Genomic DNA, 21,699 nt, shown 5'->3' on the forward strand with positions numbered 1-21,699 from the left:
TTCATGGCTGCAGCACCGAGGACACCAGCAGCTGCGTGTAGGGGTGCTGCGGGTCGTCGAGGATCTGGTCGGTCAGGCCCGACTCCACCACCCGCGAGCGGCGCATCACCATCAGCCGGTCGGCCAACAGGCGTGCCACGGCGAGGTCGTGGGTCACGATCACCACCGCCAGATCCAGCTCGCGCACCAGCCCGCGCAAGAGGTCGAGCAGACGTGCCTGTACCGACACGTCGAGGCCGCCGGTGGGTTCGTCCATGAACACCAGCTTCGGGCTGGAAACCAGGTTGCGGGCGATCTGCAGACGCTGCTGCATGCCGCCGGAGAAGGTCCGCGGCAGGTCGTCGATGCGCGCCGGGTCGATCTCCACCTGCTGCAGCCAATCCAGCCCGGCGGCGCGCAGCTGGCCGTAATGCCTGACGCCCTGGGCCATCAGCCGCTCGCCGATGTTGGCGCCAGCGGAAACCCCCATGCGCAGGCCGTCGCGCGGGTTCTGCTCGACGAAGCCCCATTCGGTGCGCAGCAGCGTGCGCCGCTCCGCCTCGCTGGCGGCGTAGAGGTCGAGCCAGTCGCCGGCGTCATCGCGGTATAGCACCGTGCCGCGGTCCGGCGGGCAGCGGCCGCAGAGCAGCGAGAGCAGGGTGGACTTGCCCGAGCCAGACTCGCCGACGATGCCCAGCACTTCGCCGGGGTAGAGGTCGAAGGAAACGCCCTGGCAGCCCTTGTCCGGGCCGTACAGGCGGGTCAGGTCGCGCACCGCGAACAGCGGCTCGGTGCCGACGCTCGGGGCGGGCAGCAGTTGTTCGGCGGCGCTCATGGGCGGCTCTCCTGTTGCTGGGCGCGCTGCGCGCAATAGTCGGTATCCGAGCAGACGAACTGCTTGCTGCCGGCGTCGTCGACGATCAGTTCGTCGAGGTAGGAATCGCCGCTGCCGCAGATGGCGCAGCACTGTTCCCATTGCTGGATCTGGAACGGGTGATCCTCGAAATCCAGGCTGACCACGCGGGTGTACGGCGGTACGGCATAGAGGCGCTTCTCGCGGCCGGCGCCGAACAGCATCAGCGCCGGGCTGCGGTCCAGCTTGGGGTTGTCGAATTTGGGAATCGGCGAAGGGTCCATCACGTAGCGCCCGTCCACCGTCACCGGGTAGGCGTAGCTGGTGGCGATGTGGCCGAAGGTGGCGATGTCTTCGTAGAGCTTCACGTGCATCACGCCGTAGTCGCCCAGCGCGTGCATGGTGCGCGTCTCGGTTTCCGACGGCTCGATGAAGCGCAGCGGCTCGGGAATCGGCACCTGATAGACCATGATCTGTCCGGCGGCGAGCGGGGTTTCCGGGATGCGGTGGCGCGTCTGGATCACCGTCGCCGTGGGGGTGCGTTCGGTGGTGGCGACCCCGGCGGTGCGGGCGAAGAAGCGGCGGATCGACACCGCGTTGGTGGTGTCGTCGGCGCCCTGGTCAATCACCTTGAGCACGTCGTCGGCGCCGAGAATGGCCGCGGTCAGCTGCATGCCGCCGGTGCCCCAGCCATAGGGCAGCGGCATCTCGCGGCCACCGAAGGGCACCTGATAGCCGGGAATGGCGACGGCCTTGAGCAGTGCGCGGCGGATCATGCGCTTGGTCTGTTCGTCGAGGTAGGCGAAGTTGTAGCCCGCCTCGCTGGCGGGGATGGCGTGGGCATTCATGCGCGTTTCTCCTTCGCTGGCGTCGCGGCGTCGGCTTCGGCCGGCTCGGCCTGCGGCTGGCGCAGCTTGCGGATCAGCTCCAGCTCGGACTGGAAGTCGACGTAGTGCGGCAATTTCAGGTGCGAGACGAAGCCGGCGGCCTCGACGTTGTCGCAGTGCATCAGGACGAATTCCTCCTGCTGCGCCGGACCCTGCACCTCCTCGCCGTACTCGCCGGCACGCAGCGCGCGGTCGACCAGTGCCATGCCCATCGCCTTGCGCTCGGCATAGCCGAAGGCCAGGCCGTAGCCGCGGGTGAACTGCGCCTGCGCGGCGCTCTCGCCGACGAACTGGTTGACCATCTCGCACTCGGTCAGCTCGATCTCGCCGAGGCAGACCGGGAAGCCCAGCTCCTGCGGCTCGATCCAGACCTCGGCGGTGCCGATGCGAATCTCGCCGGCGAACGGGTGGTTGCGGCCGTAGCCGCGCTGGGTCGAATAGCCCAGCGCCAGGAGAAAGCCCTCGTCGCCGCGCGCCAGTGCCTGCAGGCGTTCGGCGCGGCTGCAGGGCAGCTCCAGTGGCTCGCGGGTGAGGTCCGGTACCGGCTCGCCGCGGTCGATTTCCGGGGTCATCAGGCCTTCCTCGCCGAGCAGGCCGAGTACGCGGGGGCAGTTGCTCAGCGTGGCGCTGGCATCCACCGGCGGGCCGGGGCGTTCGCCTTCGGCGAGCAGGGCGAAATCGAGCAAGCGGTGGGTGTAGTCGAAGGTCGGGCCGAGCAGCTGGCCGCCGGGGACGTCCTTGAAGGTCGCCGAGATGCGCCGGCTGAGCTGCATGGCGCCGGTGTCCAGCGGCAGGCTTTCGGCGAAGCGCGGCAACGTGGTGCGGTAGGCGCGCAGGAGGAAGATCGCCTCGACCAGATCGCCGGCGGCCTGCTTGATCGCCAGCGCGGCGAGTTCTTCGTCATACAGCGAACCCTCGCTCATCACCCGCGCCACGGCGAGCGGCAGCTGCTGGCGGATCTGCTCGACGCCGAGCTCGGCGACATCGGTTTCACCGCGGCGCTTCTTCGCCAGCAGCGCGTGGGCGTTGTCGATGGCCTGTTCGCCACCCTTGACTGCGACGTACATCAGGCCACCTCCTGCAGCGAATCGCCGATGCGGGTGCTGCGCGGCAGGCCGAGCACTTCGCCGTCGGCGCAGAACAGTGCATCCAGCCCGCGCGGGAAGTCGGTGCGCGCGGCGCGCTGCTGCCAGAACGTCGGCTTCAGCGGCAAACCGACCAGGCGACTGCCGTCGATACCCGGGCCCTGCCAGCTCAGCGCCGGGCCGCGGTCGAGACGGTTGAGCTGGACCAAGAGCGTGCAGGACTGGTCCGGATAGCGTTCGCTGCCGTTGTAGAAGCCGGAGAGGTCGTCCAGGGCGGCGGCATCGAGCAGGGCGAACATGGCGTCCTCGCGCGTCTCGACGATTGGGCAGCCACAGTGAAAGGCCAGGTTGGCGCGGATCGCCGGGGTGTCGAAGGCCGGCGCCAGCCACAGCGGCGTGTCGTTATCCAGCAGGCTCAGGCACAGCGCGTAGCTGGCGGCCTGCAGCGGCTCGATGGCGGCGACGCTGACCAGCGGCTGGTGCGTGCCTGGCTCGGACAAAGCCTTGAGCGCGGCGCGGAAGCACTTCTGCGCGTCCAGCACCGGGTCGGCGAAGGCGGCTTGCAACAGGTCGGATGGGGCGCGATTCATCAGTCTTCTCCTCGCAGCAGCGTGAAGAACTCCACGCGGGTAGTAGCGGTTTCGGCAGCCTTCTGCGCGGCGCGTCGGGCCTGCGCGGCGGCCAGCGGTTCGATCAGCTCGGCGAGCCAGCGGCTCTGCTGCGGGCCTTGCAGATGGGCGTCGGCGAGTGCGGCGAGCTCGGCCTGGCGCTTGTCGCGGCCGGCGCGGTAGCTGTAGCCGGTGCTGCCGTCGGCCAGGCGCACCACGCAGCGGGTGACGCTCATCTCGCCGAGGTTGAACGGCGCACCAGTGCCGCCCATGCGGCCGCGCACCAGGGTCATGCCGATTTCCGCCGGGCGGATCAGCTGGTAGGCGCAGTCGCGCAGGGCGCTCTCGAAGGGCGCCAGTTCGGCGGCGCTGGCGCGGGCCAGCACGGTCATCCAGCGCTGGCGGGGGGATTGTTCGCGGGTGTACATGGGGTTCTCCATCAGGTGGCGACCTGGTACTGGAAGCGGTCGGAACGGCTGGCCGAGAGGGCGATCTCCACCGGTCGCCCGCTGGCGTCGCAGGACAGGGTGAACACCGACAGCAGCGGCATGCGCAGGGGCATCAGCAGCTGTGCGGCCTCGTCGCGATCGGCCAGGCGCGCGCCGATCAGGCTGAAACGGCGCGTTAGCGGCAGGCCGCGCTCACCGAGGTAGCGGCGCAGCGAGCCGCCCTGGTAGTCGGCGAGCAGCTCGGCGTGGCTGGCGCAGTAGCGGTGGCGGATCAGGCTGACCGGCTCGCCGTCGAGCAGGCGCAGGGTGCTCAGCTCGATCAGCGCAGCGCCCTCGGCCAGTTGCAGGTGGCGCGCTTCCTCGGCGCTGGCGCTCAGCTGGCGGCGATCGAGCAGGCGCGCCTCGGTGCGCACGCCAAGGGCGGCCAGCGCATCGCTGTAGGCGCTGTCGGCCTGCAGCGGGTAGACCAGCGGGCGTTGCAGCACCTGGGTGCCCTTGCCCTGGCGGCGCAGCAGGCGGCCCTCGTTGATCAGCTCGTCGACGGCGCGGCGCAGGGTGTGGCGGTTGACCGCGAAGCGCCGCGCCAGCTGCATCTCGCCAGGCAGGAAGTCGCCGATGCGGTAGTGGCGCAGCTCGCCGCGCAGCACCTGGGCCAGTTCTAGGTAGAGCGGTTCGCTGGGTTGTCTAGACAACTGCATGGTTTTTTAGAAGGCCGCGCGGGCCTTCACTCCGTCAGATGAAGAGCTTGCGCAGGCGCTGGGAGAGCAGGTCGATCAGGCTCACCACGGCGATGATGATCAGCAGCAGGGCGGCGGTCTGGCCGAACTGGAAACCGCGGATGGCTTCCCAGAGGATCACGCCGATGCCGCCGGCGCCGACCATGCCGACCACCGTGGCCGAGCGCACGTTGGATTCGAAGCGATACAGCGAGTAGGAAATCCACAGCGGCAGTACCTGCGGAATCACCCCGAAGATGACTTCCTGCAGCGCACTGGCACCGGTGGCGCGCACGCCTTCCACCGGGCCTGGCTCGATGGCTTCCACCGCCTCGGCGAACAGCTTGGCGAGCACGCCGGTGGTGCTGATCCACAGCGCCAGCACGCCGGCGAAGGGGCCGAGGCCGACGGCAACGACGAAGAGCATGGCGAAGACCATTTCGTTGATCGAACGGCAGGCGTCCATCAGTCGGCGCACCGGCTGGTAGACCCACCAGGGCACGATGTTCTCGGAGCTGAGAATGCCCAGCGGGATGGCGCAGACGATCGCCAGCAGGGTGCCCCAGAGGGCGATATGCACCGTGGTGACCATTTCCTTGAGGTACAGCTGCCAGTTGCTGAAGTCCGGCGGGAAGAAGTCGGCGGCGAAGGTCGCCATGTTGGCGCTGTCGCGGATCAGCAGCAGCGGATTCATCTCCGCGCCCTGCCAGGACCAGGCCAGCACGGCCAGGCACAGGCCCCAGCCGAGCAGACGCAGCCAGCTGCGCTTGTCGTTGCCCGCCAGCGGCGGTGTGGTACTCAGAGTGGTCATGTCGTTCTCTCGCGGCATGGACGACGCGGGCGTGGCGATGCTGCGCCACGCCCGGCGGCGGGATCAGCTGGCCTTGGCGGCGGCGCTCTTCTGCTCGCGCTCGGCCATGCGCTGCTCCAGCTTGGCCAGCTCCTGGTCGATGCCTTGCAGCTTGGCTTGGCGGTCGCTGTCGGAAAGCTTGCTGTCGGCGGCGACTTCGCTGCGCTTCTTGAACAGTTCCAGCTGGCGGATCGGCAGCAGCTGGTCGTTGTCGGAGGCGCGGAACGGTGCCCACTGCAGCCCGGCGAGGATTTCCTTTTCGGCCGGCTTGGCGCCGTAGCTCAGGAAGAACTCGCGCAGCTTGTTCTTCTGCTCGTCGCTCAGGTTCTTGCGCCACACCAGCGGGTCGGCCGGGATCAGCGGCGAGGTCCAGACGACCTTCAGCTGCGCGGCCTTGTCCGGCGCGGTGATCTGCAGGCGCTCCATGCCTTCGCTGTTGAAGGTGCCGACATCGACCTGCTTGTTCGCCACCGACAGCGCGTTCACTTCGTGGCTGCCGTTGAGGCTGCGCTTGAAGGCCTGAGTGGCGTCGACCTTGTTCTTGGCGAACACGTAATAGCCGGGCACCAGGTAGCCGGAGGTGGAATTCGGGTCGCCGTTGGCGAAGGTCAGGCTCTTGGCGTTCTTCAGCACGTCCTCGACCGAGTTCAGGGCGCTGTCCCTGTGCACGATCAGATGGCTGTAGTAGCCCGGGCTACCGTTGGCGGCGACGGTCTGGGCGAAGATTTCTCCACCGGCGCGATCCACCGCTTCCATCGCCGACTTGTTGCCGTACCAGGCCAGATCGACCTTGTCGAAGCGCATGCCCTGGATCACCCCGGCGTAGTCGGGAGCGAAGAAGGCCTTCACCTCGTAGCCGGTCTGCTTGCTCATGTCGGCGAGGAAGGGGTCCCAGACGCTGCGCAGGTTCTGCGAGGACTCGGTGGAAATGATGCCGAAGGTGATGGTCTCGGCGGCCTGGGCGGTGCCGAACATCGCACCGGCGAGCAGCGTGGAGGCGGCGAGGGCACGGCTGAAGCGTTTCAACATGAAGATCACTCCTGGGGGTGTGGCGTTGGTTGTCGGGTCGGCGTGCGGCTCAGCCGTTGACCAGCTGCAACTGCCGCGGCTCGGCGCTACGGGCGCGGTCGGAGAACAGCAGGCTGGCGTCCAGATCGGCGCCATAGAGGTCGTTGAGCAGGCGGTCGCTGAGCGCCGCCGAGGGGCCGTCGTAATGGATGCGCCCGCCCTTGAGCGCCACGGCGCGGGAGCAGTAGCGCAGCGCGTAGTCGACCTGATGCAGGGTGACCACCACGGTCTTGCCGTCCTGGCGGTTGATGTCGGCGAGGATTTCCATGACCTTGCGCGCCGACTCCGGGTCGAGTGAGGCGATGGGCTCGTCGGCGAGGATCACCTCGGCCTGCTGGGTCAGTGCACGGGCGATCGCCACCCGCTGCTGCTGCCCACCGGAGAGCGTGGAGGCACGCTGCGCGGCGCGCTCGGCGAGGCCGACGCGCTCCAGCGCGGCGAGGGCCTGACGCTTCTGTTCGTCACTGAACATGCCCAGCGAACCGCGCCAGCGCGGCATGCGGCCGAGAAAGCCGAGCAGCACGTTGTCCAGCACGCTGAGGCGGTTGACCAGGTTGAACTGCTGGAAAATGTAGCCGATGTCGGCACGCAGTCGACGCACCTCGCCATGCAGCTGGCCGGTGGCCTGCACCTCGCGACCGAGCACCTCGATGCGCCCGCCCGCGGTGCGGTCACAGCAGGCCAGCCCGGCCAGATGGCGCAACAGGGTGGACTTGCCGGAACCGGAAGCGCCGATCAGCGCCACCATTTCACCGGGCTGTACCGCCAGGCCCAGGTCGAACAGCGCCTGCTTGCCGGCGAAGGTCTTGTTCAGTCGCTCGACTCGAATAGCCGCATTCATCGTCTTGCCCTCTCGTCTGCGCGGCCGGGGAGGTCGGCCAACTTGTCTAGACGAGAAGGTAGTCAGGCTGTGTTGCAGTCCGACTAAGCGTCGATGAACCTGCGATGACCGTTCGGTGAAGCTTCGATGGTCAGCGCAGCGGCGGCCGCTTGGCGCGCGATCAGCGCACGCGGCGCTTTGCCTCGGCGAGCCGGCGCCCTAAGCTGGACGCCGTCATTGCGTCCCGTGCTGGCGCGTCGTCTACGTGACCGTCAGGCATTGAACAGAAAGAGGAAGAGCATGAAACAGAAGATCGTATTCATTACCGGCGCCACCTCCGGCTTTGGCCGCGCCACCGCTCGTCGCTTCGCCGAGGCCGGCTGGGCGCTGGTCCTCACCGGGCGACGCAGCGAGCGCCTGGAAGAGCTACAGGGCGAGCTGTCAGGCAAGGTGCCGGTGCATATCGCCACCCTCGACGTGCGCCATGCCGGCGCGGTGAAGGAGGTGGTCGAGCAGCTGCCGGCCGAGTTCCGCCAGATCGATTGCCTGGTCAACAACGCCGGCCTGGCGCTGGCGCCGCAGCCGGCGCAGCAGGTCGACCTGCAGGACTGGCACACCATGATCGACACCAACATCACCGGCCTGGTCAACGTCACCCACGCGCTGCTGCCGACGCTGATCGAAACGGGCAAGGGCGCCAGCATCGTCAATATCGGCTCGGTGGCCGGCCACTGGCCGTATCCGGGTGGCCACGTCTACGGCGCGACCAAGGCCTTCGTCGAGCAGTTCGGCTACAACCTGCGCTGCGACCTGCTCGGCACCGGCGTGCGCGTCACCGACATCGCCCCGGGCATGGCCGAGACCGAGTTCACCCTGGTGCGCACCAAGGGCGATCAGGACGCCAGCGACCGCCTCTACCGCGGCACCACGCCGCTGACTGCCGAGGACATTGCCGAGCAGATCTTCTACGTCGCGACGCTGCCGGATCACATCAATATCAACCGCCTGGAAGTGATGCCGACGCGTCAGGCCTGGTCGCCGTTCAATATCGATCGCGACAAGTAAGTTGCTTCGCAAGGCGTGGCGTGCAATGCGCCGCGCCTGCTGCATTTCCCGCAAACCCGCCGTTCAGACGCATCGTTAACCTGATCGTAACGGTTGCGTCCGCTGCTTGATTGATGACCCTTCGGTCACCTCCCTACTGTGCGCTCCACAAGCGGAAAAACTGTGGAGTCGCCATGACAACAACAATCTCCCCACCGCCGCAGTGGTCGCGTCGTCGCGCTGAAAAAGCCCGTCGTCTCGATCAGGTGCAGAGCCTCGCCGATGGCGTGGTGCTGCCCAGCGAGCGGATCGTCGAGGCCCTGGAACTCTTGATCGCCCCCGGCGACCGGGTGGTGCTCGAGGGCAACAACCAGAAGCAGGCGGATTTCCTCTCCCGCTCCCTGGCCAAGGCCGACCCCGGCAAGCTGCACGACCTGCACATGATCATGCCGAGCGTCAGTCGCGCCGAGCACCTGGATCTGTTCGAACGGCAGATCGCCCGCAAGCTCGACTTCTCCTTTGCCGGCCCGCAGAGCCTGCGCATCAGCCAGCTGCTGGAAGACGGCCTGCTAGAAGTCGGCGCCATCCACACCTACATCGAACTCTATTCGCGCCTGTTGGTGGACCTGATCCCCAACGTCGCGCTGGTGGCCGGCTTCCAGGCCGACCGCCACGGCAACATCTACACCGGCCCGAGCACCGAGGACACTCCGGCGCTGGTTGAGCCGACCGCCTTCAGCGATGGCATCGTCGTCTTTCAGGTCAACGAGATCGTCGACGAGCTGCCGCGCGTGGACATCCCGGCGAGCTGGGTCGATTTCGTCGTGGTGGCCGACAAGCCGTTCTATATCGAGCCGCTGTTCACCCGCGACCCGCGCCATATCAAGCCGGTACACGTCTTGATGGCGATGATGGCGATCCGCGGCATCTACGAAAAACACAACGTGCAGTCGCTCAACCACGGCATCGGTTTCAACACCGCGGCCATCGAGCTGATCCTGCCGACCTACGGCGAATCGCTGGGCCTGAAAGGCAAGATCTGCCGCAACTGGACGCTCAACCCGCACCCGACGCTGATCCCGGCGATCGAGACCGGCTGGGTCGAAAGCGTGCATTGCTTCGGCACCGAGCTGGGTATGGAGAACTACATCGCCCAGCGCCCGGACGTGTTCTTCACCGGCCGCGACGGCTCCATGCGCTCCAACCGCATGATGTGCCAGTTGGCCGGGCAGTACGCCGTGGACCTGTTTATCGGCGCGACGCTGCAGGTCGATGGCGACGGCCATTCCTCCACCGTCACCCGCGGCCGCCTGGCCGGTTTCGGCGGTGCGCCGAACATGGGCCACGACCCGCGTGGTCGCCGCCACCCCACGCCGGCCTGGCTGGACATGGCCATGCCCGGCGGCGAGGCCCCGGTGACCATGCTCGAGCGCGGCAAGAAGCTCGTGGTGCAGATGGTCGAGACCTTCCAGGAAGGCGGCAAACCCACCTTCGTCGAGCAGCTCGACGCGGTGGAGGTGGCGAAGAAGAGCGGCATGCCGCTGGCGCCGATCATGATCTACGGCGACGACGTCACCCACCTGCTCACCGAGGAAGGCATCGCCTACCTGTACAAGGCCCGCTCGCTGGAAGAGCGTCAGGCGATGATCGCCGCGGTGGCCGGCGTCACCAGCATAGGCCTTCGGCACAACCCGAAGGACACCGAGCGCATGCGCCGCGAAGGGCTGATCGCGCTGCCGGAAGACCTCGGCATCCGCCGCAACGACGCCACCCGCGAGCTGCTCGCCGCCAAGAGCATCGCCGAGCTGGTGGAGTGGTCCGGCGGCCTCTACAACCCGCCTGCCAAGTTCAGGAGCTGGTGATGAGCGCACTCATTGCACGACAGGCGCCGTCCGCGGCCGAACGCCTGGCCGATCTGGCGGTGCAGGCGCTGGTCGACGAGGCCGACCTGTCGCCCAAGCCGGGGCTGGTCGACCGGCGCGGCAGTGGCGCCCATCAGGACCTGCATCTGGGGCTGATGCACGCCTCGGCGCAGTCGCTGTGGCCGGCGTTCGCCGCCATGGCCGATGCGGCGCGGAGCGAAGGTCGGGTCAGCCAGGCGCTGCGTGAAACCCTTGGCCAGCTGGGCCGCGACGGCGAAGCGGAGATGTTGCGCGTCACTGCCGGGGTCAACACCCATCGCGGCGCGATCTGGGCGCTGGGGCTGCTCAGCGCGGCGGCGATGCTGGAAAGCGGCGCTTCGGCTGGCGAGATTGCCGCCAGCGCGGCCGCCCTGGCGCGGCTGGACGACCCGGCCGCGCCGCACAACCCGGACAGCCACGGCGCGCGGGTCTGCCGTCGCTACGGCGTGCTCGGCGCCCGCGAACAGGCGCAGCACGGCTTTCCCGCGGTCATCGAGCACGGCGTGCCGCAGCTCCACGCCAGCCGCCGCGCCGGCGCCGGCGAGCAGAACGCCAGGCTCGATGCGCTGCTGGCGATCATGAGCAGCCTTACCGACACCTGCGTGCTGCATCGCGCCGGTCTTGAAGGGTTGACCCGCATGCAGGCCGGTGCCCGCGCCGTGCTCGAAGCCGGTGGTGCCGCCAGCCTCGCCGGTCGTCGCCAGCTGCGGCTGCTCGATCGCGACATGCTCGCCCTCAACGCCTCGCCGGGCGGCGCCGCCGACCTGCTGGCCGCCACCCTTTTCCTCGACCGCCTGGCGCCGCATGCGCCGGCGCCGACTGGGAGCAACTGAACATGGAAACCCTGTCTTTCGAATTCGCCGCGGGGCAACCCGCCCGCGGCAAGGCCCTGGTCGGCGTGGTCGGCTCGGGCGATCTGGAAGTGCTGCTGGAACCCGGCCAGGCCGGCAAGCTGGCGATCCAGGTAGTCACCTCGGTCAATGGTGCCGAGCAACGCTGGAAGAGCCTGTTCGAGCGGATGTTCCGCGAGCAGACGCCACCGGCATTGAACATCGATATTCACGATTTTGGGGCCACGCCCGGCGTAGTGCGTCTGCGCCTGGAGCAGGGACTGGAGGAGGTCGGCCATGACTGATGTGTCCGCTAACTCCGTGGCCCGTTTACTCGAGTCGCGCAGCTTCGTCGAACTCGGTGCCCGCCAGCGTGCCCGCGCACTGCTGGACGAAGGCAGCTTCCGCGAACTGCTCGATCCGTTCGATCGCGTCACCTCGCCCTGGCTGCCGAAGCAGGGCATCGTCACCCAGGCCGACGACGGCGTGGTGGTCGCCAAGGGCACCATCGACGGCCAGCCGGCGGTGATCGCCGCTATCGAAGGCGCCTTCCAGGGCGGCAGCATGGGCGAGGTCGGCGGCGCGAAGATCGCCGGCGCGCTGGAACTGGCTGCCGAAGACAACCGCAACGGCATCCCGACCCGCGCCGTGCTCTTGCTGGAAACCGGCGGCGTGCGCCTGCAGGAAGCCAACCTGGGCCTGGCCGCCATCGCCGAAATCCAGGCGGCCATCGTCGAGCTGCGCGATTACCAGCCGGTGATCGGCGTGGTCGCCGGTTCCGTCGGCTGCTTTGGTGGCATGTCCATCGCTGCCGGGCTGTGCAGCTACCTGGTCGTCACCCGCGAAGCCCGCGTCGGCCTCAATGGCCCGCAGGTGATCGAGCAGGAAGCCGGGCTCGACGAGTACGACTCGCGTGACCGTCCGTTCATCTGGAGCCTGACCGGCGGCGAGCAACGCTATGCCTCGGGTCTGGTGGACGCTTACGTCGCCGACGACACCGATGCCATCCGCGCGCAACTGCACGAACTGTTCGCCCTCGGCAAGCCGCTGCAGCCACGCAGTCGCCGCCACGCCTGGTTCCTCCAGCGGCTGGCTGACGTCGACACCCGCACGCAGCTCGATGCCGCCGCCGTGCGAGCCCTCTACGAAGGAGATGCCCAATGAGCCGTGGACTGAACTGGTTGCAAGCCCTGGCCGGCGGTCAGGCACTGGCGGGCTATCCGGCCTCGGTGAAGGTGGTTGACGGCACGTTGGGTGAGCGCGCCGCGCGCTATATCGCCGTGGTGCCGGATGCCGAGAATCCCTTCCCGCGCGCGCGCAATGGCGAGGTCGGCCTGCTCGAAGGCTGGGCGCTGGGTCAGGCGCTGGACGAGGTGATCGAAGCCGATCGCGACAAGGCGGACAAGCGTGTGGTGGTCGCCATAGTCGATGTGCCGAGCCAGGCCTACGGCCGTCGCGAAGAGGCGCTGGGCATTCATCAGGCGCTGGCTGGTGCGGTGGACGGCTATGCCCGCGCACGGCTGGCCGGGCATCCGGTGATCGCGCTGCTGGTGGGCAAGGCCATGTCCGGCGCCTTTCTCGCTCATGGCTATCAGGCCCAGCGGATCATCGCCCTGCGCGATCCGGGCGTGATGGTGCACGCCATGGGCAAGGCCGCGGCGGCGCGCATCACCCTGCGCAGCGTCGAGGAGCTGGAAGCCCTGGCCGAATCGGTGCCACCGATGGCCTACGACATCGACAATTACGCGACCCTCGGCCTGCTCTGGGAAACCCTCTCGGTGGAGAACATCGAGCAGCCCGCGGCGGCCGACTTGCAGCGAGTGCGCGATTGCCTGGCCAAGGCCGTCGAGGACATCGGCAGCAGCACCGACCTGCGCGGCCGCCTCGGTGCGCCGAACCGCGAGGCCTCGTCGCGGGTGCGCGAGCTGTTGCGCGCGCAGTGGTAGCGAACACCTGAAGCGGCGGTATCCGCCGAACCGATCAGCGACTCGACAACAACAATCCCGAGGAGGCTGTAGATGCACGACACTCCGCGCCCCCACGACCTGCTCTGGGGTATGCCCCGCGAGCAGCTGCCGGCCGATGCCCCGGCCTGGGCGGTCGCCGTGCTCGCCGCCGGCCAGCCGGTGGTGGTGCGGCGTGCGCGTGTGGCCGCCGGTCTGGTCGCGGTGGGGCTGCGGGGTGCGACGCGTGATCAACGCCTGGCCGCCCTGATGCCGATCGAGGCGATCAGTCGTCGGCTCGCGCCGGAAGCATTGCTCGCTCGTCAGGCCAGCGAGGATCTGCCAGTGTTCCGCGTGCTGGCCGAGATCCGCCCGTTGCTCGATGCGCTGGGGTATGTCTGGGGCGTTACCGGCTCGGCGGGCTTTCAGCTCGCCACCGGACTCCCGACGGCGCATCCGGACAGCGATCTTGATCTGCTGCTCAGAACCGAGCATCCGCTGCCACGCAGCGAAGCGCGCCCGTTGCTGCAGCTGCTGGAACGCCGCGCCTGCCGCGTCGATTTGCAACTGGAAACCCCGCTGGGCGGCGTGGCGCTCAGCGAATGGGCGAGTGGCGCGGCGCGGGTGATGGTCAAGACTGCGGACGGCCCCCGGCTTGTCGGCGATCCCTGGAAAGCGGAGCGTGCGGCATGAGCAGCCTGTTCGCCTTTCCCGGCCAGGGCGCGCAAAAGCCCGGCATGCTGCAGCGCCTGCCCGAAGCGCCGGAAGTTGCCGCGACCCTGGCCGAGGCCAGCGCTGTGCTCGGCGAGGATGTACTGCTGCTCGACTCGGCCGAGGCGTTGCAATCGACCCGTGCCGTGCAGCTCTGCCTGCTGATCGCCGGGGTCGCCGGCGCGCGGCTGCTAATGCGTGGTGAGCAGCGACCGGATTACGTCGCCGGGCTGTCCATCGGTGCCTATGCCGCGGCGGTGGTTGCCGAGTCGCTGGATTACGCCGATGCACTGCGTCTGGTCGCGCTGCGGGGCGAGCTGATGCAGCAAGCCTATCCCGAGGGCTATGGCATGACCGCGATCCTCGGGCTGTCGCTGGCGACGGTCGAGCGGCTGCTGGCGGAAGCTGCGGAGTCCGCCTACCTGGCCAATATCAACGCCGACAACCAGATCGTCATCGCCGGCAGCGATGCCGCCATGACTGCAGTCGCTGCCCAGGCCAAAGCGCTCGGTGCATCCTGCGCGCGGCGTCTGGCGATGAGCGTGCCCTCGCATTGCGTGCTGCTCGAGCAGCCGGCACAGCAGCTGGCCGAGGCTTTCGCCAAGGTCCAGCTAAGCGCGCCGCGGATTCGCTACCTCAGCGGTTCATCGGCGCGCCCGATCTTCGATACCGAGCGCCTGCGCGACGACCTCGCCTTCAACATGTGCCGCGTCGTCGACTGGCAAGGCACCCTGCGCACCGCCTACGAGCGAGGCGTGCGCCTACACATTGAAATGCCGCCGGGCTCGGTGCTGACCGGGCTGGCGCGGCGGGTTTTTGAACAGGGTACGCTGGTTGCCTTCGACGGCGCCCGGCTCGACACACTGGACGCCTTGCTGCGTCAGGAGGGCAGCCAGAGCCAATAGACCGCGTGCAGATTCAGCGCGAGCAGCCTTAACTCGCCGACTGATCGATGGATAAAAACAACTACCTCGACAACACGCGCCCAGCCCTCTGCAGGCTGCAGCGCAACCAAAAAGGACAAGAACAATGATCATCTTTGGTGTGGCCTTCCTGGCCTTGTGTACCCTCACCGGCATCTTCGTCGGCGAGTTGCTCGGCAAGGCGATCGGCGTGCCGGCCAACGTCGGCGGCGTTGGTATCGCCATGGTGCTGCTGATCCTCATCGGCAGCTATCTGAAGAAACGCGGCCTGTTCAATCCGGAATCGGAGCAGGGCATCAAGTTCTGGAGCGCCGTCTATATCCCTATCGTGGTCGCCATGGCCGCGCAGCAGAACGTTTACGGTGCTCTCAGCGGCGGGCCGATGGCCATTCTTGCCGGCGTCGCGGCGGTCGCGCTGGCCTTCATGCTGGTCCCGGTGCTTGATCGGATCGGCCGAAAAAAGCTTGAGGCCGACCCGACACTGCCGGCTGATCCAGCCAAGCCGCTCACCAGCAGCGCACGGGGGTAACGGCCATGTACGAATCGCTCATGAAAGTGATCAGCGGCTACGGTCTGATCAGCGGCTTCGCCATCATCGGCGCCACCATGTGGCTGTCCTACTGGCTCTCCGACAAGCTCACCAAGGGCCGACTGCATGGCTCTGCAGTGGCCATCCTCATCGGTCTCTTGCTGTCGTACATCGGCGGCGTCGTTACCGGCGGGCAGAAGGGCCTGGTGGATATCGCGCTGTTCTCCGGCATCGGCCTGCTCGGCGGGGCCATGCTGCGTGACTTCGCCATCGTTGCCACCGGTTTTGGCGTCAGCGTCGACGAGCTCAAGCGGGCTGGCATGGTCGGCGTGCTGGCGCTGTTCATCGGTGTGCTCGCCTCCTTTGTCGCTGGCGTGGCAGTTGCCTTCGCGTTCGGCTACACCGATGCGGTCAGCCTGACCACCATCGGTACGGGCGCGGTGACCTACATCGTTGGCCCGGTCACCGGCGCAGCGATTGGCGCCAGCTCCGAGGTTATGGCGCTGTCCATCGCCGCCGGCCTGGTCAAGGCGATCGTGGTGATGGTCGCGACGCCCTTTGTCGCGCCCTACATCGGCCTGAACAACCCGCGTTCGGCGGTTATTTTCGGCGGCCTGATCGGCACCTCCAGCGGCGTCGCCGGTGGCCTGGCGGCCACCGATCCGAAGCTGGTGCCCTACGGCTGTCTGACGGCCGCGTTCTATACCGCACTGGGCTGCCTGCTTGGCCCGTCGCTGCTGTTCTTCGTCATGCGCGGGCTGCTTGGCTAGCGCGCTGCTACTCACCCCCGTCGTCATTCGCAACGCGCTCTTCGGAGCGCGCTTGCGTTCAACAAGGAAGGTAGAAAGATGAGCACTCTTAAGGTCAGTCATAAGCTGATTCTTGGCTTTGCTGCCGTACTGGCGCTAACCCTGAGCGTTGCCCTGATCGGCATCTACGGCATGGACGCGCTGGTCTCCCGTAGCGACAAGGCACAGAGCGCGGCTCGCCTGCTCGATGAGGCTAACCGCATCCGCTATGCGCAGGTCAGTTTCGAGACCCGCGGCGATCCGCTGCATGTCGAGGCGGTCGAGCAATCGGTCGCCCGCATCGTCGAACTGGTGCAGCAGCAGAAGGCCGAGTTCAGCGATCCGCAGGACCTGCAGCGCCTGCAGGCGATCACCACCGACGTGCAGCATTACCGCCAGCGTTTCCTCGATCTGGCGGCGCTCTGGGAGCGCAAGGTGAAGACCCGCAGCAGCTGGGTCGAGGCCGGCAACACGTCCGATGCACTGATCGCCGAGCTGGAGGCGCGCTGGGCCGGCACGCCGGACGCACCGGTCATGCATGAGGATCCGCGTAGCGCAGCCATCGGCCTGCAGGCCGGCGAGGTATCCAAGCACAACCGCATGGTGCGCTTCATGGTGCGCGGCTACCTGATGACCGAGACCGAGCAGTCGCTGCAGCAATTGCAGCAGCAGTTCAGCACGCTGCAGGCGGCCGTTGACCGGCTGGATGCGCAACTGGCCGGCACGCCCGGCGTCGATCTGCAGCCTCTGCGTGACTCGGTGGCGACCTACGTCCGCCAGTTCGGCCAACTGCCGCCCATCGTCGCCGCGCAGGTGCAGGCGCGTCAGGAGATGCAGGGCATCTTCGACAGCATTTACCGCAACACCAGCGAAATCGTGCAGGCGCAGACCGACAAGCGCAGCGCCGAAGCCGGCGAGAAAAAGGCCTTGCTGTTGGGCATTACCCTGCTGGCGATCGCCCTGGGGCTGGTCATCAGCTGGCTGATCGTGCGTCAGCTCACGCAGCCGCTGGCCCAGGCCGTGCGCATCGCCGAGCGCATCGGCGCAGGCGATATGACGGAGCAGCCGCGGCAGCGGCGCAGCGACGAGTTCGGTCAGCTGCTCGATGCGCTGGACCGTACCCGCGGCAGCCTGCGTGATCTGATCGGCCGCATCAGCGCCATCACCGGCCAGCTGGCCAGTGCCGCGGAGGAGCTTTCGGCCGTGACCGAACAGACCAGCGCGGGCATCCAGAGCCAGCGCCTGGAAACCGATCAGGTCGCCACCGCCATGCACGAGATGGCCGCGACCGTGCAGGAGGTGGCGCGCAATGCCGACGAAGCTTCCAGCGCCGCCCAGCATGCCGACCGCCAGGCGGCCCAGGGTGACATCGTGGTGCAGCGCGCGCTGGCGCAGATCGACCGGCTGTCGTCCCAGGTCGGCTTGTCCGCCGAAGCCATGGCGCAGCTGAACCAGGAAACCGCAGGGATCAGCACCGTGCTTACGGTGATCAACGGCATTGCCGAACAGACCAACCTGCTCGCTCTCAACGCCGCCATCGAAGCGGCCCGCGCCGGTGATGCCGGCCGCGGTTTTGCCGTGGTCGCCGACGAGGTACGCGGCCTGGCGCAGCGTACCCAGCAGTCCACGGCGCAGATCGAGGAGCTGATCGGCAATCTGCAGAAGGGCGCGTTGCATGCGTCTTCGCTGATGGACAGCAGCCGCGGGCTTGCCGGCGAGACGGTCAGCCTGGCGCGTGATGTCGGCGAGGAGCTGCAGGCCATCACCCGCACCATCTCCACCATCCAGGCGATGAACCTGCAGATCGCCACGGCATCGGAGGAGCAGAGCTCGGTGGCCGAGGACATCAACCGCAGCGTGCTCAGTGTGCGCGATGTGGCTGACCAGTCAGCCGCCGCCGCGCAGCAGACCGCAGCATCGACCGTGGAGCTGGCCCGGCTGGGCAGCGAGCTGCAGGAGCTGACCGCGCGTTTCCAGGTCTGAAGCGATTCCGCCAGCGGATTCGGCGCGTGAGCTGATGTTGCTGCCACCCGGCCTCTTGGCCACCCGGCCCAACGTCGGGGGTTACAGCGGTGGGTTTTTCTGGCAGGGTGTCTCCTGCGATTGCGTGACGATTTGCCACAGCTGGCGGTCGACGTGGATCGATGTGATTGCGGGAGAGACTGCCGCATGGCAGCGCCGAAGGAGCAACCGCCCCGGAAACTCTCAGGCAAAAGGACCGCTATCACTGCTGAAACTCTGAAGAGCCGCCTGGTTTTCGTCGCCGGGCGCACCGAAGGAGCAAGCGAGCCGTCACGCGCTCGTGAATCTCTCAGGTCCAGAACAGAGGGGGCGCCCGCCGCGCGTTGGGCGCACGGGCTATGACCCCCTTGACGTTCTGGAGCGACAACAATGAAAACAATCGCAGTCATCGGTGGCGGTATCACCGGCGTCACCACCGCCTATGCCCTGGCCAAGCGCGGCTTCTCCGTCACCCTGCTGGAAAAGCACCGCTACGCGGCGATGGAAACCTCGTTCGCCAACGGCGGCCAGCTGTCCGCGTCCAATGCCGAGGTCTGGAACCACTGGTCGACCATCGTCAAGGGCCTCAAGTGGATGCTCAAGAGCGATGCGCCGCTGCTGGTCAATCCCAAGCCCAGCTGGCACAAGCTCTCCTGGTTCGCCGAGTTCATCGGCTCGATTCCCAACTATCGGCAGAACACCATCGAAACCGCACGCCTGGCCATCGCCGCGCGCGAGCACCTGTTCGCCTGGGCCGAGGCCGAAGGCATCGACTTCGACCTGAAGAAGAAGGGCATCCTGCACATCTACCGCGACAAGGCCGGTTTCGAGCATGCCGGGCTGGTCTCACGCCTGCTTGCCGAAGGCGGCCTGCCGCGGCGCAGCGTGACGCCGGAGGAGATGCGCGCGATCGAACCGACCCTGGCCGGTACCTACTACGGCGGCTACTTCACCGAGTGCGATTCCACCGGCGACATCCACAAGTTCACCCATGGCCTGGCCATGGCGATCGAGCGGCTCGGTGTGCGTTGCCGCTATGGTGAGGACGTGCAGGCGGTGGCCACTGACGGCAAGCGCGCGACCGTGACGCTGGGTGGCGTGGCCGGTGGCGAGCGCCTGGAGTTCGATGGCCTGGTGATCTGCGCCGGCACCGCCAGCCGTGCACTGGCCGCGCAGCTCGGCGACCGGGTGAACATCTATCCGGTCAAGGGCTACTCGATCACCGTCAACCTGAGCGACGAGATCAGCCGCGCCTCGGCACCCATCGTCAGCCTGCTAGACGACGAGACCAAGCTGGTCAGCAGCCGTCTCGGCGATGATCGTTTCCGCGTCGCCGGCACCGCCGAGTTCAACGGCTACAACCGCGACATTCGTGCCGATCGCATCCGTCCGCTGGTGGACTGGGTCAATCAGTGCTTCCCCGGCGTTAACACCCGCAGCGTGGTGCCTTGGGCCGGCCTGCGGCCGATGATGCCGAACATGATGCCCAAGGTCGGCCGCGGCAGCTCGCCTTGCGTGTTCTACAACACCGGCCACGGGCACCTGGGCTGGACGCTGAGCGCGATCACTGCGGACATGATCGGTGACGTGGTGGCGCAAAGCCTGGGCCGCCCGGCTCCGGTAGCGTCCGAGCAGACAGCCGTCGCTTAACGCAGTCGGCCGTAGGGTGGGAGACGGCGAAGCCTCTTCCACCGCTGCGGCGCCGGCTCTGCACCCACGGTGTGGCTGGCTTCACGTCGGGTGCAGCCTTGTGCGTTCCGGCCCCGCGTTGATTGGCCATGTCGGCATTGGCGTCATCGTATTCCTGCGGCGTTGCGAAAGGCCGCGTGGATAAGCTTCGCGTTATCCACCCTACCTCGCCCAACACAGCCGTCGTAGGGTGGAAGACGGCGAAGCCTCTTCCACCACTGCGGCGCCGATCATGCCGATCCGGCTGGCCATATGCCGACGCTTCAGCTCGGATGTTTCAGACTGTACATCCGGCATTCGGCGAGCAGCGCCAGCAGGTTGGGGTCGCGCTCCTTGGCCTTGAGGAATACCACGCCGATATGCTGCTGCAGGTGATAACGCGCCTGCAGCGGGATCAGCCGCACCCGCGATTCGTAGACCATGCCCACGCGCCCCGGCAGCAGCGCATAGCCAACTCCTGAATTGACCATGCTGAGCAGGGTGAAGATGTCGTTCACCTGCATCGCCACTTTCGGCTCGAAGCCCGCCAGCTGGAACACCCGGTTGCCGTCCTGGTGGGTGGCGAAGCCCTGGGACAGGGTGATGAAGGTGGCGTCGCGCAGGTCGCTGAGGTCCACCTCGGCCTGGTTGGCGAACGGCGAGTCGGCCGGCGCGGCGAGGAAAATGTCGTCGGAAAACAGCTGCACCTGGGCGCAGTCCGGGTCGGCCACGCTTTCGTTGAGCGACACAAGAATGGCGTCCAGCTCCATGTTCTTCAGCTTGTAGAGCAGGTCGACGTTGGAGCCGAGGATCAGGTCTATGTTGAGTTCGCTGCGGCGCAGTTTCAGACCCATGATCAGCTGCGGCACGGTCTTCACCGTCAGCGAATACAGCGCCCCGAGCTTGAAGCGCTCGGCCGAGAAGCCGGCGGCTTCGCGGGTCTGGCGCACCGTCTCGAGCACGTCCTTGATCAGCTGCTGGGCGCGCTCTTCCAGCACGTAGGCGCTTTCCAGCGGAATCAGATTGCGCCCCTCATGCTTGAACAGCGGGCAGCGCAGCGCGCTTTCCAGCGAATGGATGGCGCGATGCACGCTGACATTGCTGGTGTTCAGCTCGACCGCCGCCTTGCCCAGATTGCCGCTGCGCATGAAGGCCAGAAACACTTCCAGCTTCTTCAGGGTCAGTTCTTCGTCGATCTGCATGGCGTTGGCTCCGCGGGCGGGGCGACGATTATGCCGAACTCACAGCGGGCCGGGCGGGAAAGGCGCGGTTTTGCCGACTCAGGAGAAAATCGCTTCCTCGTCTTCCGGAATCACGTCGGTGACGAACACGCGAGCGTGATCGCTCTGCGCGTCTTCGATGCGCAGGCCGAAGTAAAGAGCATCATTGGCGTCCCAGAACGCCTCGACCTGCTCAAGTGAGGCCTGCTCGAGCAGGACCTGGCCGGTGTGGTCGAGGATGATGGAATAGCGGCGATTGGCGGACATGAAAGTGACTCTGATCATCAGAAGGGCTGCACCCGCAGCTGTGATGTCATTTTGTCACTTCGCGCGACTTAATCCCTGCCCGTTCATCGGCCGCCACCGTTTGGCTGCCGAACGGTTGTGCCTGCTTGGATGGGTAGCCTTCGAATTCAGCTTCTCACGCTAATCGCGCATTCGGTTTTCAGCTATTGCGCCAGAAGAAGTTAATCTGCGGATTATAGAAGAGTCGCTGACGTATCTGCTCATAGCAATTCAATTCAAGATGCTTATTCCAAATTGATGGCCAACAAAACCAATAAACATGCTGATCCAATAAACTATAAGGCTGATGCAAGTGAAGTAAAGCCATACGGCTAGGCCGTTACCAATAGCTGGTCGTTTTAAGCCGAGGGTATATTGAAAACTATATCTATGCATTCGGCAAAAACTATCAAAGGGACTATACGACTCCCATTCTACATTGGGTTTAGTAGAGAAATATGGGTCGAGCCGGCGAATTCCATGAAAACAAATATATATTCCGTTAAAGCTGCCGGAAAGCGCAAGAAACACCCAAGAAAGC

General features: G+C 66.7%; 23 protein-coding genes and 1 riboswitch. Of the genes, 12 read left to right on the forward strand and 11 right to left on the reverse strand.

Annotated features, from left to right (window positions below):
- Nucleotide 1: 1 nt before the first annotated feature.
- The 9 genes from phnK to phnC form a co-directional block, all read right to left on the reverse strand.
- Complete coding sequence (gene phnK / locus UIB01_RS00440; protein ID WP_038655835.1) at nt 2-814, reverse strand: phosphonate C-P lyase system protein PhnK; 813 nt, start codon at nt 812-814, stop codon at nt 2-4.
- Nucleotides 811-1,680: an alpha-D-ribose 1-methylphosphonate 5-phosphate C-P-lyase PhnJ gene (locus UIB01_RS00445; protein ID WP_038655837.1), complete on the reverse strand. Its 870-nt coding sequence runs from the start codon at nt 1,678-1,680 to the stop codon at nt 811-813. Before UIB01_RS00445 ends, phnK begins: the two co-directional genes overlap by 4 nt.
- A complete protein-coding gene (locus UIB01_RS00450) occupies nt 1,677-2,786 on the reverse strand; it encodes a carbon-phosphorus lyase complex subunit (RefSeq protein ID WP_038655839.1) in 1,110 nt (369 codons plus the stop codon). The genes UIB01_RS00445 and UIB01_RS00450 overlap by 4 nt, the downstream gene beginning before the upstream one ends.
- Nucleotides 2,786-3,394, reverse strand: coding sequence for a phosphonate C-P lyase system protein PhnH (gene phnH / locus UIB01_RS00455; protein ID WP_038655841.1), 609 nt, complete (start codon nt 3,392-3,394; stop codon nt 2,786-2,788). Before phnH ends, UIB01_RS00450 begins: the two co-directional genes overlap by 1 nt.
- A complete protein-coding gene (gene phnG, locus UIB01_RS00460; protein ID WP_038655843.1) occupies nt 3,394-3,840 on the reverse strand; it encodes a phosphonate C-P lyase system protein PhnG in 447 nt (148 codons plus the stop codon). The genes phnH and phnG overlap by 1 nt, the downstream gene beginning before the upstream one ends.
- 11 nt (nt 3,841-3,851) lie before the next feature.
- Complete coding sequence (gene phnF, locus UIB01_RS00465) at nt 3,852-4,559, reverse strand: phosphonate metabolism transcriptional regulator PhnF (protein WP_038655845.1); 708 nt, start codon at nt 4,557-4,559, stop codon at nt 3,852-3,854.
- A gap of 34 nt (nt 4,560-4,593) precedes the next feature.
- Nucleotides 4,594-5,388, reverse strand: coding sequence for a phosphonate ABC transporter, permease protein PhnE (phnE, locus tag UIB01_RS00470; protein WP_003303859.1), 795 nt, complete (start codon nt 5,386-5,388; stop codon nt 4,594-4,596).
- Between the two features lie 63 nt (nt 5,389-5,451).
- The gene (gene phnD, locus UIB01_RS00475; protein WP_038655849.1) at nt 5,452-6,456 is read right to left on the reverse strand and encodes a phosphonate ABC transporter substrate-binding protein; all 1,005 of its coding nucleotides are present in this window, start codon (nt 6,454-6,456) and stop codon (nt 5,452-5,454) included.
- Nucleotides 6,457-6,505: 49 nt separating this feature from the next.
- Nucleotides 6,506-7,336, reverse strand: coding sequence for a phosphonate ABC transporter ATP-binding protein (gene phnC, locus UIB01_RS00480; protein ID WP_038655851.1), 831 nt, complete (start codon nt 7,334-7,336; stop codon nt 6,506-6,508).
- Between the two features lie 279 nt (nt 7,337-7,615).
- Here phnC and UIB01_RS00485 point away from each other — a divergent pair, with 279 nt between their 5' ends.
- The 12 genes from UIB01_RS00485 to UIB01_RS00540 all read left to right on the forward strand — a co-directional run bounded on the left by UIB01_RS00485 (nt 7,616) and on the right by UIB01_RS00540 (nt 19,635).
- Nucleotides 7,616-8,380 carry an SDR family oxidoreductase gene (locus tag UIB01_RS00485; protein WP_038655853.1) on the forward strand — a complete coding sequence of 255 codons (765 nt, stop codon included), beginning with the start codon at nt 7,616-7,618 and terminating at the stop codon, nt 8,378-8,380.
- A gap of 173 nt (nt 8,381-8,553) precedes the next feature.
- The gene (gene mdcA / locus UIB01_RS00490) at nt 8,554-10,221 is read left to right on the forward strand and encodes a malonate decarboxylase subunit alpha (protein ID WP_038655855.1); all 1,668 of its coding nucleotides are present in this window, start codon (nt 8,554-8,556) and stop codon (nt 10,219-10,221) included.
- Nucleotides 10,221-11,093, forward strand: a complete 873-nt coding sequence (locus UIB01_RS00495; RefSeq protein WP_038655857.1) for a triphosphoribosyl-dephospho-CoA synthase — start codon at nt 10,221-10,223, stop codon at nt 11,091-11,093. The genes mdcA and UIB01_RS00495 overlap by 1 nt, the downstream gene beginning before the upstream one ends.
- A 2-nt stretch (nt 11,094-11,095) precedes the next feature.
- A complete protein-coding gene (locus UIB01_RS00500; protein WP_003281886.1) occupies nt 11,096-11,395 on the forward strand; it encodes a malonate decarboxylase subunit delta in 300 nt (99 codons plus the stop codon).
- Nucleotides 11,388-12,254: a biotin-independent malonate decarboxylase subunit beta gene (locus UIB01_RS00505; protein WP_038655859.1), complete on the forward strand. Its 867-nt coding sequence runs from the start codon at nt 11,388-11,390 to the stop codon at nt 12,252-12,254. Before UIB01_RS00500 ends, UIB01_RS00505 begins: the two co-directional genes overlap by 8 nt.
- On the forward strand, nt 12,251-13,036 hold the full coding sequence (mdcE, locus tag UIB01_RS00510) for a biotin-independent malonate decarboxylase subunit gamma (RefSeq protein ID WP_038655861.1): 786 nt from the start codon (nt 12,251-12,253) through the stop codon (nt 13,034-13,036). Before UIB01_RS00505 ends, mdcE begins: the two co-directional genes overlap by 4 nt.
- Before the next feature lie 72 nt (nt 13,037-13,108).
- Nucleotides 13,109-13,726, forward strand: coding sequence for a malonate decarboxylase holo-ACP synthase (locus UIB01_RS00515; RefSeq protein WP_038655863.1), 618 nt, complete (start codon nt 13,109-13,111; stop codon nt 13,724-13,726).
- A complete protein-coding gene (gene mdcH / locus UIB01_RS00520; RefSeq protein WP_038655864.1) occupies nt 13,723-14,649 on the forward strand; it encodes a malonate decarboxylase subunit epsilon in 927 nt (308 codons plus the stop codon). The genes UIB01_RS00515 and mdcH overlap by 4 nt, the downstream gene beginning before the upstream one ends.
- 124 nt (nt 14,650-14,773) lie before the next feature.
- Nucleotides 14,774-15,196, forward strand: a complete 423-nt coding sequence (madL, locus tag UIB01_RS00525) for a malonate transporter subunit MadL (protein WP_038655866.1) — start codon at nt 14,774-14,776, stop codon at nt 15,194-15,196.
- Nucleotides 15,197-15,201: 5 nt separating this feature from the next.
- On the forward strand, nt 15,202-15,966 hold the full coding sequence (gene madM, locus UIB01_RS00530; RefSeq protein WP_038655868.1) for a malonate transporter subunit MadM: 765 nt from the start codon (nt 15,202-15,204) through the stop codon (nt 15,964-15,966).
- A 78-nt stretch (nt 15,967-16,044) separates the two neighbouring features.
- Entirely contained in the window at nt 16,045-17,967 is a 1,923-nt protein-coding gene (locus tag UIB01_RS00535) for a HAMP domain-containing methyl-accepting chemotaxis protein (RefSeq protein WP_038655870.1), read from the forward strand.
- Nucleotides 17,968-18,127: 160 nt separating this feature from the next.
- Nucleotides 18,128-18,215, forward strand: a riboswitch (glycine riboswitch).
- 160 nt (nt 18,216-18,375) lie between these two features.
- A complete protein-coding gene (locus UIB01_RS00540; protein ID WP_038655872.1) occupies nt 18,376-19,635 on the forward strand; it encodes a D-amino acid dehydrogenase in 1,260 nt (419 codons plus the stop codon).
- A gap of 302 nt (nt 19,636-19,937) precedes the next feature.
- Here the strand turns inward: UIB01_RS00540 and UIB01_RS00545 are convergent, their stop codons facing one another.
- Complete coding sequence (locus UIB01_RS00545) at nt 19,938-20,855, reverse strand: LysR family transcriptional regulator (protein WP_038655874.1); 918 nt, start codon at nt 20,853-20,855, stop codon at nt 19,938-19,940.
- 78 nt (nt 20,856-20,933) lie between these two features.
- Entirely contained in the window at nt 20,934-21,140 is a 207-nt protein-coding gene (locus UIB01_RS00550; protein WP_038665270.1) for a hypothetical protein, read from the reverse strand.
- Nucleotides 21,141-21,699 lie beyond the last annotated feature (559 nt).

Origin of the sequence: Stutzerimonas decontaminans (genome assembly GCF_000661915.1) — a bacterium.
Classification (GTDB): Bacteria; Pseudomonadota; Gammaproteobacteria; order Pseudomonadales; family Pseudomonadaceae; genus Stutzerimonas; species Stutzerimonas decontaminans.